General features: G+C 41.8%; 17 protein-coding genes, 1 other RNA gene and 1 pseudogene. 16 read left to right on the forward strand and 3 right to left on the reverse strand.

Annotated elements, in window-relative coordinates:
- Positions 1 to 373 precede the first annotated feature (373 nt).
- From ACYVRS_RS12565 to nth, 6 genes are all read left to right on the forward strand, one after another.
- Positions 374 to 832: an NUDIX domain-containing protein gene (locus ACYVRS_RS12565; protein ID WP_461203467.1), complete on the forward strand. Its 459-nt coding sequence runs from the start codon at positions 374 to 376 to the stop codon at positions 830 to 832.
- Positions 833 to 1,073: 241 nt separating this feature from the next.
- Entirely contained in the window at positions 1,074 to 2,003 is a 930-nt protein-coding gene (cysK, locus tag ACYVRS_RS12570; RefSeq protein WP_054114913.1) for a cysteine synthase A, read from the forward strand.
- Between the two features lie 164 nt (positions 2,004 to 2,167).
- Complete coding sequence (locus ACYVRS_RS12575; RefSeq protein ID WP_054114914.1) at positions 2,168 to 2,602, forward strand: Fur family transcriptional regulator; 435 nt, start codon at positions 2,168 to 2,170, stop codon at positions 2,600 to 2,602.
- A complete protein-coding gene (locus tag ACYVRS_RS12580) occupies positions 2,599 to 2,979 on the forward strand; it encodes a RidA family protein (protein WP_312541094.1) in 381 nt (126 codons plus the stop codon). Before ACYVRS_RS12575 ends, ACYVRS_RS12580 begins: the two co-directional genes overlap by 4 nt.
- A 94-nt stretch (positions 2,980 to 3,073) precedes the next feature.
- Positions 3,074 to 3,775, forward strand: coding sequence for a DnaD domain protein (locus tag ACYVRS_RS12585; protein WP_312499760.1), 702 nt, complete (start codon positions 3,074 to 3,076; stop codon positions 3,773 to 3,775).
- A 24-nt stretch (positions 3,776 to 3,799) separates the two neighbouring features.
- Positions 3,800 to 4,459, forward strand: a complete 660-nt coding sequence (gene nth / locus ACYVRS_RS12590) for an endonuclease III (RefSeq protein WP_054114917.1) — start codon at positions 3,800 to 3,802, stop codon at positions 4,457 to 4,459.
- Between the two features lie 19 nt (positions 4,460 to 4,478).
- Here nth and ACYVRS_RS12595 read toward each other — a convergent pair whose 3' ends face one another.
- Together ACYVRS_RS12595 and recU are read right to left on the reverse strand one after the other, a co-directional pair.
- Positions 4,479 to 6,785 carry a PBP1A family penicillin-binding protein gene (locus tag ACYVRS_RS12595; RefSeq protein WP_313537805.1) on the reverse strand — a complete coding sequence of 769 codons (2,307 nt, stop codon included), beginning with the start codon at positions 6,783 to 6,785 and terminating at the stop codon, positions 4,479 to 4,481.
- A gap of 1 nt (position 6,786) precedes the next feature.
- A complete protein-coding gene (recU, locus tag ACYVRS_RS12600) occupies positions 6,787 to 7,413 on the reverse strand; it encodes a Holliday junction resolvase RecU (RefSeq protein WP_054114919.1) in 627 nt (208 codons plus the stop codon).
- Positions 7,414 to 7,483: 70 nt separating this feature from the next.
- Between recU and ACYVRS_RS12605 the strand changes: the two genes are divergently transcribed.
- From ACYVRS_RS12605 to ACYVRS_RS12640, 8 genes are all read left to right on the forward strand, one after another.
- Positions 7,484 to 8,029 carry an SLOG family protein gene (locus tag ACYVRS_RS12605; protein ID WP_312541087.1) on the forward strand — a complete coding sequence of 182 codons (546 nt, stop codon included), beginning with the start codon at positions 7,484 to 7,486 and terminating at the stop codon, positions 8,027 to 8,029.
- A gap of 71 nt (positions 8,030 to 8,100) precedes the next feature.
- Positions 8,101 to 8,511, forward strand: coding sequence for a cell division regulator GpsB (gpsB, locus tag ACYVRS_RS12610; RefSeq protein WP_312499768.1), 411 nt, complete (start codon positions 8,101 to 8,103; stop codon positions 8,509 to 8,511).
- Positions 8,512 to 8,529: 18 nt separating this feature from the next.
- Positions 8,530 to 8,896: RNase P RNA component class B (gene rnpB / locus ACYVRS_RS12615), an RNA gene on the forward strand.
- Between the two features lie 66 nt (positions 8,897 to 8,962).
- Positions 8,963 to 10,126: a THUMP domain-containing class I SAM-dependent RNA methyltransferase gene (locus tag ACYVRS_RS12620; RefSeq protein WP_313510681.1), complete on the forward strand. Its 1,164-nt coding sequence runs from the start codon at positions 8,963 to 8,965 to the stop codon at positions 10,124 to 10,126.
- Complete coding sequence (locus ACYVRS_RS12625; RefSeq protein ID WP_312541085.1) at positions 10,123 to 11,622, forward strand: carboxypeptidase M32; 1,500 nt, start codon at positions 10,123 to 10,125, stop codon at positions 11,620 to 11,622. Before ACYVRS_RS12620 ends, ACYVRS_RS12625 begins: the two co-directional genes overlap by 4 nt.
- 125 nt (positions 11,623 to 11,747) lie before the next feature.
- A complete protein-coding gene (locus ACYVRS_RS12630) occupies positions 11,748 to 12,413 on the forward strand; it encodes an HD domain-containing protein (RefSeq protein ID WP_313540918.1) in 666 nt (221 codons plus the stop codon).
- Between the two features lie 80 nt (positions 12,414 to 12,493).
- On the forward strand, positions 12,494 to 12,871 hold the full coding sequence (locus ACYVRS_RS12635) for a hypothetical protein (protein WP_312499972.1): 378 nt from the start codon (positions 12,494 to 12,496) through the stop codon (positions 12,869 to 12,871).
- Positions 12,871 to 13,104 (forward strand): hypothetical protein, encoded by a 234-nt coding sequence (locus ACYVRS_RS12640; protein ID WP_312541083.1) that lies wholly within the window; start codon positions 12,871 to 12,873, stop codon positions 13,102 to 13,104. The genes ACYVRS_RS12635 and ACYVRS_RS12640 overlap by 1 nt, the downstream gene beginning before the upstream one ends.
- 126 nt (positions 13,105 to 13,230) lie before the next feature.
- Here the strand turns inward: ACYVRS_RS12640 and ACYVRS_RS12645 are convergent, their stop codons facing one another.
- Positions 13,231 to 13,557 (reverse strand): hypothetical protein, encoded by a 327-nt coding sequence (locus ACYVRS_RS12645; protein ID WP_461203468.1) that lies wholly within the window; start codon positions 13,555 to 13,557, stop codon positions 13,231 to 13,233.
- Between the two features lie 87 nt (positions 13,558 to 13,644).
- On the opposite strand from ACYVRS_RS12645, the pseudogene ACYVRS_RS12650 reads away from it, so the two are divergent.
- Both ACYVRS_RS12650 and ACYVRS_RS12655 read left to right on the forward strand, forming a co-directional pair.
- Positions 13,645 to 14,795: pseudogene (locus ACYVRS_RS12650) on the forward strand (VanZ family protein).
- Between the two features lie 58 nt (positions 14,796 to 14,853).
- Positions 14,854 to 16,200, forward strand: a complete 1,347-nt coding sequence (locus ACYVRS_RS12655) for a DEAD/DEAH box helicase (RefSeq protein ID WP_313540443.1) — start codon at positions 14,854 to 14,856, stop codon at positions 16,198 to 16,200.
- Positions 16,201 to 16,233 lie beyond the last annotated feature (33 nt).

Below are 16,233 nucleotides of genomic sequence, written 5' to 3' on the forward strand. Positions count from 1 at the left end.
GCGTATGTGTTAAAAAAAGTAGGTTGTATTCTGGTAAAAATTGGTTGATTATGCGCTCTTAAAAAATCTATTCACGAGAGCCCCCCATTTATATGTATTTTCATTTTAAATCAATAAAAAATCAGAAAAATAAATATATAATGCTCTTTTTTGTAAAATATGACGATAACTTTCTTTGTGGTTGAGGATTTGGTAAGCTAACTTTGCATTTGGTCATAACAACCGTGCATATAGTTCAAATATTGTTTTTACAAACGCGTAATGAAAGATTGAATATATCAGGTATTAACTATTATAAAGAAGATAGCAATGCATGATATTTATCCGTCTTTTTGAGTACAAAGTAATGATAAAACATTCGTGGAGGGATTTTATGCATAGAGATACATATGATTATCTATTTGAAGAAGCTAGAAAGCATGAAGTAGATAAGTTTGTAGTAGGTGCTTTTGTAGAAAACGATGGTCGTATCTTGTTATTACAACGATTACCTAACGATTCATATCCAAATATGTTTGAAATACCTGGTGGAGAAGTGGAGAAAAATGAAACTTTAAGCTTTGCTGTCAAAAGAGAACTTTATGAAGAAACCAGCCTTGAAGTTATAGCTGTCACAGCCTACTTAGGGTATTTTGATTACTACAGCAAAAAGAATGAGAAAACTCGACAGTTTAATTTTTCACTTATCACAAAGGATAATGAAATTCGATGGCATCCAGAACATCAACAATATGATTGGGTTGATAGTAAAAATCTGAAAAATTTTCCTATGACAAATGAAATGTATAAAACTTTGACTTTGTATTTCATTAAAAAGAATATGAAAGAGTAAAGTAAATAGTGCTTCAAAAATGATGTAACTAAGAGGAATAGTTTTAAATGCTTTTATGACTCGCTTACACGATTAAAACGATGTAAAACTGCTAAAGTTAAATAGTCATTGATGCAATAAAAGAGATGTAACAGATTGGATAGAGCTGATTTGGTTTAACTTTTCTCGAAAGTGCTTACTTTTTATTCGCAATCCCTTGATTTTTTCGGTAGAATGGACATAAGAATTGGAGGGATTTTCAATGACAAAAATCTATCAATCAATCAATGAATTGGTCGGACATACACCTATCGTCAAATTAAATCGTATTGTGGCAGAGGGTTCGGCAGATGTCTATGTTAAATTAGAATTTTTCAATCCAGGAGGCAGTGTCAAAGACCGGATCGCTTTAGCCATGATCGAAAAAGCGGAAAAAGACGGGACACTTAAACCTGGTGATACGATCATTGAGCCGACTTCGGGCAATACTGGGATTGGATTGGCCATGATCGGTACTGCTAAGGGCTATAAAGTTATGCTAGTAATGCCAGAAACCATGAGTATCGAAAGACGCAAAATCGTTCAAGCATATGGGGCTGAACTGGTATTGACACCAGGCTCAGAAGGAATCACAGGTTCTATCAATAAAGCCAAAGAAATTGCAGCCCAAGATGGCTATTTCATGCCACTGCAATTTGACAATCCAGCGAATCCAGAGATCCATGAGAAAACGACTGGTAAAGAAATCGAGGATGCCTTCGAATCAAAAGGGTTAGATGCATTTGTTGCTGGGATCGGTACTGGCGGAACGATCACCGGTGCAGGAAAAGAATTAAAACGGGTCTATCCTGATTTGAAAATCTATGGTGTTGAACCAGCTGAATCCGCGATTCTGGAAGGCGGTCAACCTGGTCCCCACAAAATCCAAGGGATCGGTACTGGTTTTGTGCCGAAGGTCTTGGACACGGATATTTTTGATCAAGCAATCGCCGTATCAAGTGAAGAAGCAATGGAAACAGCCCGTGCCGTTGGGCGTCAAGAAGGAATTTTGGTTGGTATTTCTTCAGGCGCTGCGATCCACGCCGCTTTAAAAGTAGCCAAAGATCTAGGGCCAGGCAAGAAAGTCTTAGCCATCGTACCAGACAATGGGGAACGCTATCTATCTACAGCTTTATATCAGTTCGAAGATTGATACAGGGAAAAGCAGGCAAACAAATGCCTGCTTTTCTTATCGAAATAAAAAGCAGCTGTTTGTGAAATAAAGTATCGGAAAAGACCAAAAATAAAGGAAAGCTGTTTGAATTTTTGTTATTTACATAGTATGATAGGAAGGATAAGAGAAATGGAGGAACTCCTGTGAGTACGATTTATGATGAAGCAATCAAAAAGCTCAAACACGAAAATATTCGTATTACACCGCAGCGAGTAGCTATTTTAGAATTTCTAGCCAGCCACGATGCCCATCCGACCGCTGAGGAGATTTACCGTGCGATCGAAGTACATTTTCCTGGTATTAGCGTCGCGACGGTTTATAATAATTTAAGGTTATTCACGGAAATCGGCTTTGTCAAAGAGATGAAATATGGCGATTCGTCGAGTCGTTTTGATTTTACGACGGAACAACATTACCATGCGATTTGTCAAAATTGTGGCAAGATCGCCGATTTTTATTATCCGGGATTAGAAGATGTTGAAATGGCAGCTTCTAAATTAACCGGCTATCAAATCAATAACCATCGCTTAGAAGTATATGGACTTTGTTCCGATTGTAAAGGAGAAGATCAATCATGAAAATTATTTCGACAGATCAAGCACCGCAAGCGATTGGTCCTTATGTACAGGCTAAAATCGCAAATGGATTTTTATTTGCTTCTGGTCAAGTACCATTGGACCCTACAACAGGTGAAGTGGTAGGTACCACGATCGAAGTTCAAACGCAGCAAGTACTGAAAAATATTCGTGCCATATTAGAAGCGGCTGATTTGACACCAGATGCAATTGTCAAAACAACTTGTTTCTTAAAAAATATGAATGATTTCGTGCCATTTAATAATACCTATGCAACCTTGTTTGATCAAACGTTGCCGGCTCGGTCAGCGGTCGAAGTTGCCCGCCTGCCGAAAGACGTATTGGTTGAAGTCGAGATCATTGCGGCTGTTAAAGCGTAAATAAAGAACGATAGGGGACGAACGCTTTGTTGGCGCAGTCCCTTTTTTGATGAATCAACCGATACATGTCTTAGAATAGAAAAGAGGATGTTCAGTGATCTCGTTAGAGGATTATTTAGCAAAAGGACAAACGACGATCTCCAATATGTTGCTGGATCATTATCATCAGCTAGGCTTGTCCAATGATGAATTTCTGTTATGGCTGCAATTATTCCGGTTTCATGAACAAGGAAATGATTTCCCTGATTTGCGTGAGATTGCAGCTGTTATGGGGAGTGACCAGAAAGAAATTTATCATTGGCTCAACCAATTGTTGAAGAAAAATATCATCAAGCTGGATGCCAAAAAAGATTCTTTTGGAAAAATGACCGATTATTATGATTTTTCCGGCATCTATGGTCGGCTAGAAGCATTGTTGAAGCAGCAAGCAAGCAAACAAGCAGCACAAACAAATGAAGAAAAGGTACGCAATCTTTATCAGTTATTTGAAGGTGAATTCGGACGGCCACTGTCGGCCATTGAATACCAGCGGATCAGCCAGTGGTTAGAAGAGGATCACTATCAACCCGAATTGGTGCAGCTTGCGCTACGAGAAGCGGTGTTGAATCAAGCTTACAGTTTGAATTATATCGATCGGATCTTGCTGTCATGGGAACGCAAGAATATCACGTCAAAAGCGCAAGTCGAAGAAGAACAAAAACGACGCAAAAAACAATTTTTACAAAAAGATTCGTTGCAGCAAGAGGAGGGACCAGCACCGAAGATCCCTATGCACAACTGGCTGGAAGGCGAATAATAAGAGGAGTGGCCAAAGAGAAAGATGATCAGTAAAGAGAAAACACTGCAAGCGGTAGAAACGATGTTCGACATGTTCCCGGAAGCCCATGGCGAGCTGGTTTCAAACAATGCGTTTGAAATGCTGATCGCTGTGATACTCAGTGCGCAAGCCACTGATGTGTCGGTCAATAAGGTCACACCAGCGCTTTTTTCTGCGTATCCGACGCCGGAAGCGTTAAGCGAAGCACCAATGGAAGGGATCATCGATAAAATCAAATCAATTGGTTTATACCGCAATAAAGCCAAGAACATCAAGGCTTGTGCAGGTGAACTCTTGCTTCGATTTGATGGCCAGGTACCCCATAGCAGAGAAGATTTGGTTTCTTTGCCAGGCGTCGGTCGCAAAACGGCCAATGTGGTGATGGGTGATGCTTTCGGGATACCGGCAATCGCTGTCGATACCCATGTTGAACGCGTGTCAAAACGATTGCGGATCTGCCGCTTGGATGCCAATGTGGTCGAAGTCGAACAGACATTGATGAAAAAAATTCCTGAATCTCTTTGGGTCAAAACCCATCACTCGATGATTTTCTTTGGCCGATATCATTGCACGGCACGATCACCAAAGTGTGACAGCTGTCCATTGCTCGCCATGTGTCAAGAGGGGAAAATCAGAATGAAAGCAAAAACCAGCAAATCGTGAAGGATTTGCTGGTTTTTTATTATTCATTTGTATCTTCACTTGATTCTGGTGGTGATGGTGGTGCAGAGGACTCGCCGTTGTCAGAAGAGGATGGTGTACTTTCCTCGCTGCTGCTTGGTGTCGTCTCAGGTGTAGAAGAGGCAGGTGGTTCCTCACTGCTAGACGAAGGAATCGATTCTTCAGAAGAACTAGATTCCGTTGATTCTGAACTTTCAGAAGATGGTTCAGTCGTTTCAGAAGAAGAACTGCTGCTGTAACTGCTTGTTGATGAATAGCTTGGTTGTGTGTACGATCCAGCCAAGTAAAGTTCATTGCCAATACGTGTGAGGCCATCAGGCATCGTCCAGTCCGTGTTTTCTACGGAAGAGGAAACAAAGCGCATCAACTCTCGGTAAACATCAGACGCCACATGGGTGCTGCTATCTGTGATTGGGGTCATTTTGTCATTGTACCCTGTCCAAACTGCTAGTGAATAGGAAGGTGTATAGCCTGCAAAAGTGATATCTGGATAAGCCCCATTTGACGTGTCTAATTGGGCCAATTGGTCATCGGTGTAGTTGGATGTCCCAGTTTTGCCAGCTTGATACAAGCCATCGATTCGCGCATTGGTCCCAGTTCCTTGAGAGATCACATCCTTGAGGATGTCTGTCACCATGTAGGCAGTAGTATCATCCATCGCTTTTTCACCGGATACATTGAAAGAATCTTCATCTTCGGTACCATCTTGATAGACGATTTTGTTGACGTATTGTGGTTCATAATAGGTTCCGCCGTTGGCAAAGGCGGCATAAGCCGCAGACAATTTCAAACTGGAGATACCATATTTTGAGCCATCGATTTTATCGGTGTTGCTTGAAATCGCATTTGATTGTGTGATGGCATTGTATTCAATCCCTAAACCACTTAAGAAGTCAGTGATATTGTCCGCGCCGACTTCCTCAAATAGTTTTGCGGCAGGTACATTCCGAGATTGCACCAAAGCGGTCCGCAAAGTAATGTTGCCCATGTATTGACGATCCCAGTTATAAATTGGAATATCCGTACCAACATAATTATATGGCTCATCAAGAATCGTGCGTCCGGTGGAGTTCTCCAAAAATTGGAAAGCTGGACCATAATCAGTGATTGGTTTGACCGTGGATCCAAAGTCACGGGTGACATTGACAGCCAAATTATTGCCTAGGACGGCATCGTTGTTACGAGCACCGATTTGGGCGGTGACTTTACCGGTATTGACATCGATCAACGTCGCAGCAACTTGCATCTCATCATCTGGGTAATCGATATAATCATCAGAATTGACGATATCATACAGCCGTTTTTGGGCATCGACATCAATATTGGTGTAAATGTCCAATCCATCGGTATAGACATCTTTCCCGGTTTTCTCCTTGACTTCGGCAATCACTTCATTGAAGTAGTTGTCAAAGTATTTCCATTCTTGATTGTCATCACTGATATCTTGCAATCCTTCTTGGACGTCTTCAGCGACGGCAGTATCATATTCATCTTGGGTGATCTTTTCATTGTCCAACATGGCCTTAAGGACGACATCTCGCCGTTTTTTCGCATTATCAGGATTTACATAAGGATCGAAGGCAGAAGGTGCATTTGGCAATCCTGCAAGCAATGCAGTTTGTGCCAAATCCAATTCATCCAATGATTTGCCATAAAACTTGGTCGCTGCTGTCTGCATCCCGTATAGGCCATTGGACATATAGACTTTGTTGATATAATAGGTCAAAATCTCTTGTTTTGATTTCGTTTGCTCCAATCGTACCGCCATCCAGGCTTCTTGGGCTTTGCGTCGCAAGGTTTGATCTTCTGCATTGGTAGAGAAGAAGGACAGTTTGATCAATTGCTGGGTCAAGGTACTACCACCTTGCATCCCTCCTGTTGTTGCATTGGAAAGTGCAGAGCCGACGATCCGTATGGGATCGACGCCGATATGCTGATAGAATCGACGGTCTTCAACGGAAACGATGGCGTCTTCCAATTGTTGCGGAATGTCACTCGCCGTGATTTTTTCGCGGGTCTCACTGCCGAATTCGGTGATCAAGTCACCGTTGGCTGCATAGAAACGAGAAGAGACCGTTGAATCTAATTTGGATTCGTCTAAAGCTGGCGCATCTTTGGCATACCACCAAAACAAGCCCATACCAGAAAGAATCGCCACGCAGCCTAAGAAAAACAAGCCCATAAAGATTTTCAGCAAGATGCTGCCGATACTGGATTTGCGCGTATTCTTGTTTTTAGGTACTTTTTTGTTGCCTGAACTCTTCTTTGAATCATGCCGAGCGGTTCTCGAACGGGATTCATTTGCCATATCACTCATTCTCCTTTATTGTTAAAAATGAATCAACTGCTTCAAGATAGGGGATCCGCGGGGCGATTTTCGGGTTGATTTCAATGCCCGCACGCTCGATATACGATAGAGGCAATGATTTTTTGCCTGTGCTATCTTGTAAATACCACTTTTCGATCAACGAACGGCTATCTAAGAAAAAGCAGCGTTGTAAACTGGAAAACCATAACAAAACAAAACAAAGACCCTTTTGTTCTAGACAGTTTTCCATATGTTTGATTTGATGCAGATGGAAATTTTTAAAGGGAAATGACGTTTTGTTTTGGGTTTCTTTCGCTTCAAAATCAAGATAATGTCCACGATAAACACCATTGTAGTCCGTCGTAGAGGCTTCTCGAAAATAAGCTTCTTTGATGACTGCTGCACTTCGCCTTGGATAATCGACTTTCACGATTTGAATCGGGGTAGGTTTCTTATGGATGACTGCGATCTGCCGGTTCAAATAGTAAAGATTGCTTTCGTTGATGGCTTCTTCAAAACGCATACCACGATTGGCAAATGTTTTTGGACGTATCGCTTTTTCTTGCATTTTTTGTTTTTTCCCGCCATCATAAGTACTAGACTGACCGTTAGGGTAACGAATGACCATGTTATTCACACTCCTAGGGCACATTATACCAAAAATAAGATTGGAAAGAAAAGAGATGACTATATAAACAATGAAAACCTTATACTTTACTGGGTATCGAAGTTATGAATTAGGCGTCTTTCAAGCAAAAGATCCTAAAGTCAAAGTCATTAAGAAAGTCATAAAAGAAGCACTTGTACGCTACATTGAAGAAGGGTTGGCCTGGATCTTGATCAGTGGCAACTTGGGTGTTGAGCTGTGGTGCGGGGAATTGATGGCCGGGTTGAAGGCAGAATATCCAGAAATCAAATTAGGTATCATCTTTCCTTTTGAAGGTTTTGGCGAAAATTGGAATGAAACCAACCGAGAAGCATTGCAAACAGTGAAAGCTTTTGCTGATTATGTCGATGCCACTAGCCACAAACCGTATCAAGATCCCAGTCAATTGCGAAACCATACTGCCTTTTTACTACAGCATACGGATGGTGCCCTCCTATTATATGATGAAGAATTTCCTGGAAAAACCAGTTATTTTCTGAAAGATGCGCAAGATTTTAGTGGGCAACACCCCTATGTCATCGACCAAATTACGATGGATGATTTACAAAACGCAACATTTGATGGTAATTTACTTTGATTTTCTCGTTTTTTTTGATAGAATGGGTAAGAAAGTGAAAACCATTTGGAATAAACAATGAGGTGTAAATAATGGCAAATTTAATTTATAGTCCGAAAGATATTCTGCAACAAGAATTTAAAACCAAAATGCGTGGGTACGATCCAGTTGAAGTGGATGAGTTTTTAGACAATATCATCAAAGATTACGAAAACTACAACAAAGAGATTTTGGCACTGCAAGAAGAAAACGATCGTTTGAATGCAAAAGTCGATCAATTATCAAAGAATCAAGCAGTTGCTTCTCGTGTCCAACAAGAAGCGCCTAAGAGTCAAACTGTGACCAACTTTGATATCTTGAAGCGTTTATCGAATCTTGAAAAAGAAGTCTTTGGCAAAAAGCTTGATCGTGAGCCAGAACCAACGACACGCAGCTCGTCTTATAGCAGCAACTATACAAATGCTGATCTTGAAGATGACAATGAGAAAACCCGTCAATTCTAGACAATGATGATGGTTGTGGTTTTCGGGTAATTGCGGCATAACTAGATTATGCTGAGGAAAGTCCATGCTCGCACAGGCTGAGATGCTTGTAGTGTTCGTGCCTAGCGAAACCATAAGCTAGGGTACTTGAAAAAGTAACGGCAGGAAAAATGGCTAAGGTGCAAGCTATGCCAAAGTATCCTTGAAAGTGCCACAGTGACGAAGCAAGCCGGGAAACTGTCTTGGTGGAACGCGGTAAACCCCTCGAGCGAGCAACCCAAACAACGGTAGGGGCGCTTTTTGCACGGAAATGAACGGAAGCAAGAAGGCAAGTAATTGCAGATAGATAATTACCCACTATTTTCTTCTCCCTGAGGAAAATAGGGACAAAACATGGCTTATAGAAAACCACAACATATCAGGGAATCCTTCCAGCAACGGAAGGTTTTTTTATATCAAGAAGGAGCTATTTATGACTGAAAAAACATTTAATTGTATTGCGACAGCTGCCAGCGGCTTAGAAGCATTAGTAGGGAAAGAATTACGTGATCTAGGCATCGACTGTGAAGTCGAAAACGGCCGTGCGCGATTCAAAGGGACTTTAGAAACGATCGCGACAGCCAATCTATGGCTGCGGACGGCGGATCGGATCAAAATCGTTGTAGGAGAATTTGACGTGTTGACCTTCGATCAACTGTTTGAATCGGTCAAAGCGTTGCCATGGGAAGATTTTCTGCCCTTGGACGCCGAATTCCCGGTAGCGGGCAAGTCGATCAAATCAAAATTATTTAGTGTACCCGATTGTCAAGCGATCACCAAAAAAGCCATTGTCAATCGTTTGCGGGATGTCTATCATCGTCCAGCAAGTGTACCTTTAACTGAAACAGGTGCGTTCTTCCAATTAGAAGTCGCCTTATTGAAAGACCATGCGATCATTACGTTAGATACCACCGGGCCTAGTTTGTTCAAACGTGGCTATCGGTTAGAAAAAGGGGGCGCGCCGTTGAAAGAAAATATGGCGGCTGCCTTGGTCATGTTGACCAATTGGCACAAAGACAAACCTTTTGTTGATCCGGTTTGCGGATCAGGTACGTTATGTATCGAGGCAGCATTGATTGGTCACAATATCGCTCCAGGCTTTAATCGGTCTTTTGTTTGTGAAACATGGGATTGGTTCCCAGCCTCCGTCTTTGAAGACGTGCGTAAAAAAGCAGATGAAGCGGCTGACTATGATATCGTCTTAGATATCACTGGGTCGGATATCAACGGCCGCATGATCGATATCGCACAACGAAATGCTGAAGAAATCGGATTAGGCGATTCAATCGTCTTCAAGCAACAGGCAGTCAAAGACTTCAAGACGGAGAAAGAATATGGTGTGATCGTCGCGAATCCACCATATGGCGAACGTTTGGGTGAAGAAGAATCAGTCCAACGCTTGTACAAAGAAATGGGTCAAGCATTTCGACCGTTAAAAACTTGGAGCAAATATATCCTGACCAGTGATTTGACATTCGAAAGTCATTATGGAGAAAAAGCGACCAAAAAACGGAAATTATATAATGGTGCGATCCGAACAGACTTGTTCCAATATTGGGGACAACGTCCACCACGGAAGAAGGAGATGGGTGCATGAAAGAACAAGATTTTCTGAAAGAATTGAAAGAAATCAATCTATTGCGTCAAGCCATGGGCATCTTAGAATGGGACAACCAAACCGGCATGCCTGAAGCAGCCAGTGAATACCGCAGTGAAGTTGACAGCTATCTTTATGGTTTATATTTCGAGAAAAAAATCGGTGCGCCAATCAAAGAGGCAATTACTTACTTCGGTACGCATCCGGACGAATTATCTGAAGTTGGTCAAGCCGCGTACAAATTGGTCAAAGAAGAATACGAATTGCAAAAAGACGTGCCGCAAGAATTGGCGATCGCCGCTTCTGCAGCTACATCTAGAGCCCATACCGCTTGGTTGAAAGCCCGTAAAGAACAAGATTTTAATCTGTTTAAAGAGGCATTATCAGAAAACATTCGTTTGACTAAAGAAATGATTCCTTATATGAAAAAGAATGAACGCACAGATTATGATGTCCTATTGAATCAATATGAACCCAATATGACTGTTGAGATCCTTGACAATGTCTTCTCGCAAGTCAGAGATGGGATCATGGATATTCGTCGTCAACTTGCCGAAAAGGGAACAGCGCCAAAAACAACGATCCTTTCTCGCAAAATGACCGAAGCACAGCAACGCAGATTTATCACCAAAGTCATTACAGACTTAGGCTATGATTTTGCGCGCGGTCGTTTGGATAACACGGTCCATCCATTTGCGACAGGCATCAACCACAATGATGTCCGATTGACTACAAGATGGAATGAACATGATTTTTCGATGGGCTTATTCGGGGTCATCCACGAAGCCGGTCATGGGATGTATGAACAAAATATCGATGAAAAATATCAAGGCACCCCAGTCCATGAAGGGGCGTCGATGGGCATCCATGAATCACAATCTTTATTCAATGAAATCATCATCGGCAGCAATCGTGCATTCTGGGAAAAACAATTTCCATTCTTTCAAACATGTGCGGAAGGCACCTTTGATGATGTGTCGTTTGATGCATTTTATGACGCATTAAAGTATTCCCAAGCGAGCTTAGTTCGGATCGAAGCTGATAGTTTAACCTATGTTTTGCATATCATCATTCGTTATGAGATTGAAAAAATGCTCTTCAATGGTCAAGTAGCTGTGGAAGATCTACCGCAAATTTGGAATGATAAATATGAAGAATATTTAGGGATTCGTCCTGAAAATGATTTAGAAGGAATCTTGCAAGATGTGCATTGGTCAGGTGCCAGCTTTGGTTACTTCCCATCGTATGCGTTAGGCTATATGTATGCCGCCCAATTGCTGCATGCGATGCAACGTGATGTCGCTGTGGATGAGGTGTTGGCTTCTGACGACTATGCACCGATCCGTCATTGGCTAACAGAACATATCCACCAATATGGCGCGTCAAAAAAACCAAATGAACTGATTCTAGATGCCACAGGTGAATTATTGAACCCGCAATATCTATTGGATTATTTACGGAAAATATATTTTGCCGTCTACAAAATCAACGAATAATTGAGTGCCAACCATGTGACCTGAAGTGCCTGATTTGTGAAAGAAGAGGACTTGCCTTATATCGGCGCCGCTTCCCAACAGACAGGCTCTTTCTTTCGGTCCAATATGAGGTAAAGGAGCCAATGATGACAGACAGATACCCACAGGATCAACCCAATCTCGAACCAGTGATTGATTATGCTAAACTGGTTCTTTCAAAAGATTACACCGGACATGGCTTTGACCATGTCCAGCGCGTCGCAAAACTGAGTCAAGCCATTATCGATCAGGATCAATTAAGTGTCGATGATTTTGTCGTCCAAAGCGCAGCCTATCTCCATGATACAATAGACGACAAAGTGGTTGCAGATGTAAACCAAGCTCAACAAGAGGTCGATGACTGTTTGCACACAGCAGGAGCTAGTCGAGAACAGATCGATCATATCTTTCTGATTATCCATCACCTTTCCTTTTCGAAAGAGTTACTCGAAGGGGCAGATGTGACGACATTGGAAGGGCAAATCGTTCGTGATGCCGACCGTTTAGATGCATTAGGGGCAATCGGAATCATGCGAACCAGTTATTTTGGCGGCAGTCATCAGCACCCGTTGCATCTTCCGTCACTTCCGCCGAAAGATTTTGCCAACCATGCTGATTACCGCAAAGGAACCACAGTCATCAATCATTTTTACGAAAAATTATTTTTGCTGCCGGAAAAGATGCGGACTGATTTTGGCCTCAAAGAAGCACTGCGCCGCGTATCTTTTATGGAAGAATTCTTAAAAGAGTTTTACGCAGAGTGGGATCTTTAGCCATATTTAAAGAATTTTAATCTATAACCCGATTATTTCCATTTTCCTCCTTTCTTCACTATAATAAGAAGAAAGGAGGGATGGAAATGTATTATCAGCAAGCACTGCAACCAAACGAATTGTTGCCGACACTTTCTGAAACTGGCGAATGTCTATTCGTCATTCGCGCAACATTACCTCTGCGAACATATGAAGTTGCGGTCTATCGATATGATAATCAATACTTCTTGCTCCAAGATGAAGCCTTCTTCTCGCAAATTGATCAAATTGCCAATATCAAACTTGGTGATGAAGAAGAAATTTTACCTTTTATTGAAGAAGCTTTGGAAGAAAATCATTATATTCTTGTGGAGAAAGCCTTCATACGCTTAGATTTATCCACATTACAGAAAATGGACGACCTAGAAAACATTGATATTTTGTTTTACGAATTTATTGATTCATGGGGTGATGAATAATGAATCGCACGGAATATATCACGATCAAAGATGCAAAACTCAAAGAATTGTTTCAATCCTTAGGAGAAGAAGTCACCAATGTAGCGCTGATCGATGAAGAAAACAACATTGATGTGGTGGTTTTGTCGAATAGTGATTGGCAAGATCTTTTGTCGCAAGTGGACGAGGAAGTCAAGGCATCGTTTATTGAAGAGACCACTTCGTTTGATGCATTATCAGAAGATGAAACTTAGCACATAAACTGTTTTACTAAAAAACAACTAACCATCGTCACATTCTGGTAGCAGTTGGGCTGTCAGAATCAGAGACTGGTTAGTTGTTGTTTTGTGTCAGGTGATTTTGGTTGAGATTGCTGATCGTTATTTACTTCGTAAATGAACCGTTTTGACTTTCAGATATCCTTGATATAGATGGATAATAACCAATAATAAACCCATCACCAATGGAATCAGCAGCAAATAAGGGGAATAATGGTACGTATCCTGAACTTGTTCGATGGATGATCGTGCGACTTCACTCCATGCCAGCTGGATAACTTGCAGACTAAACCCGGTCAGGAAACCAGCAATAATAAATAATCCGAAACCCAAATAAGGAATGTGCGCAGAACGTTGAAACAACGCAAATGCCACATATAAAATCAGCAATAAGCTGGGCACGCCGAATGAGAAGTAAGGATCTAACATGATATTTTCGACCTCCTTTTCTTTATCATACGCCAAAATCTGATTTTTGTGAACTTGCGTGCTATATTCATTACAGAGGAGTGTATCATGTCAGGGTATATTGAACCAATCAAAATCGCATTACTCGTATTTCCATTTCTCGCGCTTGTGATATCCACGATCTTTTTTTTCGCCAATATCGGCGATATGGCCGATTTATTTGGTCAAGAGGAATCATCTTGTATTCATTTGTCTTTTATTTATTGTGCGCCTATTTTTTGGTGATCTTGCCATTGCCAGCTATTTCTGAAGTGGCATAAATGACGGGACCAAAAATGGAGTGGCATTTGGGGGCGTCATGTGTCCATTTCATGCAGCAAACGGTCTTAGATATCCACGACCCAAGCACCTATCTGCCAGCTTTGAAGCAAGGCGTCGTCTTGGAGCCGCTATTTAACTTGCTGCTGACGGTTCCATTCGGTATTTACTTGCGCTATTACTTTAACTATTCATTCAAAAAAACCTTGTTGTTATCTTTTTGTCTTACGTTGTTTTTCGAATTGACACAGTTGAGTGGTCTATATTTCATCTACCCACGGCCTTATCGACTCTTTGATGTCAATGATTTATTCGTCAATACCCTTGGTGGTGTGCTGGGGTGGGTGATTGCACCGATCTTTACCTTCTTGTTGCCATCCAGAGAAGAAATCGATGCCGAATCTTATGCCAAGGATACACGGGTGACAGTGACGCGGCGCTTTTTCGCCTGGGCGATCGACTGGCTGATTTTAAATGTTTTTCAGACCTTTCTGTTGCTGATCGTCACACTGGTGACACAAAAAAATATGCGCGATTTTACTGGAGATTTTTGGTTTTTCGCTGTGGAAGTCTGTCTTTATTTCATGCTGATCCCTTATCTAACCAATGGACAAACCCTTGGGAAAAAAATGGTGCGTATCCGATTGGTGCAAGAAGGGCGGCAAAGAATCAGTTTTTCTGCATTGTTCCTTCGGTATGGCTTATTCTATTTGATTTATGCCAGTATCAGTCGAGTCAACCTGCTGTTCGCACCTTTCCTTCAATCAGACTCAGCTCTTTTGCTGATAGTGAGTTTGCTGATGGTCTTGCTGTTTGGCTTGCTGCAATTCGGCTTTTACCTCAATTTGATCTGGGGTGCCATCAGAAAAGAGCCGCGCTTCTTTTATGAGAAACGCAGCAAAACCTATACGATAAGTACGGTCCAACCAAAAGAAGGTTAGGAAAAGCCTGTAGATTATGCTATAATTCTAAAGATGTTAAAAGAAAGAAGGTGTTTGAATGTCTTTTGAGTCATTTAAATTTCAACCATTTATTTACGAAGCACTTGCGGAAAAACAATTCGCAACACCAACTGAAGTGCAAGCCAAATTGATTCCGGTTATCCAAAAAGGCCGCAGCGTTGTCGGACAATCCCAGACGGGAAGCGGTAAAACCCATACATTTTTACTGCCTTTGATGGATCGAATCGATGCCAGCAAAGATGAAGTTCAAGTCGTGATCACGGCACCTAGTCGAGAATTAGCCGTTCAAATTTATCAAGCAGCCAAACAAATCGGCGGCTTCCATGATCCAGAGATCAGAGTATCAAATTTTGTCGGCGGCACCGATAAAAAACGCCAATTGGCCCGTTTAGGCAATCAACAACCACATGTGGTTGTTGGAACACCAGGTCGAATCCTTGATATGATCAACGAGCAAGCTTTATCCGTGCATACTGCACAAGCCTTTGTCGTGGATGAAGCAGACATGACATTGGACATGGGCTTTTTGGCAGAAGTCGACCAAATCGCCGGCCGCTTGCCAGCCAAATTGCAAATGTTGGTCTTCTCAGCGACGATTCCTGAGAAATTGCGCCCATTTTTGAAGAAATATATGCAAAACCCATTGATTGAAGAAATCAAAGCCAAAGCCGTTATATCTGATTCTATTGAAAACTGGCTGATCTCTACCAAAGGGAAGAACAAAAACAAATTGATCCACCAAATTTTGACGACTGGCCACCCGTATTTAGCCATTGTCTTCGCGAACACAAAAAGCCGTGTCGATGATATTGCGGATTACCTGAAAGGGCAGGGCTTGAAAGTCGCGAAGATCCATGGGGATATCAGCCCAAGAGAACGCAAACGGATCATGCGCCAAGTCCATGATTTAGAATTTCAATATGTCGTTGCCACTGATTTGGCGGCCCGCGGGATCGACATTGAAGGGGTATCCCACGTGATCAATGCGGAGATTCCTGCCGATTTAGATTTCTTTATCCACCGAGTGGGACGGACAGGACGCAACCATTTATCTGGTACGGCGATCACATTATATGATCCAGCAGATGAACAAGCGATCCAAGCCATTGAAGATCTGGGTGTGACTTTCCAGCCCAAAGAAATCAAAAACGATGAAATCGTCGATACCTATGATCGTAACCGACGAACCAAGCGGGAAAAATCTCGTGACGAACTAGATCCTACTTTGATTGGTTTAGTGAAAAAGAAAAAGAAAAATATCAAACCAGGCTACAAGAAGAAAATTCAATGGGCCGTAGAGAAGAAAAACAAAGAAAAACGCAAGATCGAGCGACGCCAAACAACGCGTACTGCGCGTAAGAACAAGAAAAATTCGAATAGTTGATCGACTAAAGCAACCCTTGGATAAATCATTTCC

The sequence above is a fragment of the Enterococcus salsurae genome (assembly GCF_054784955.1).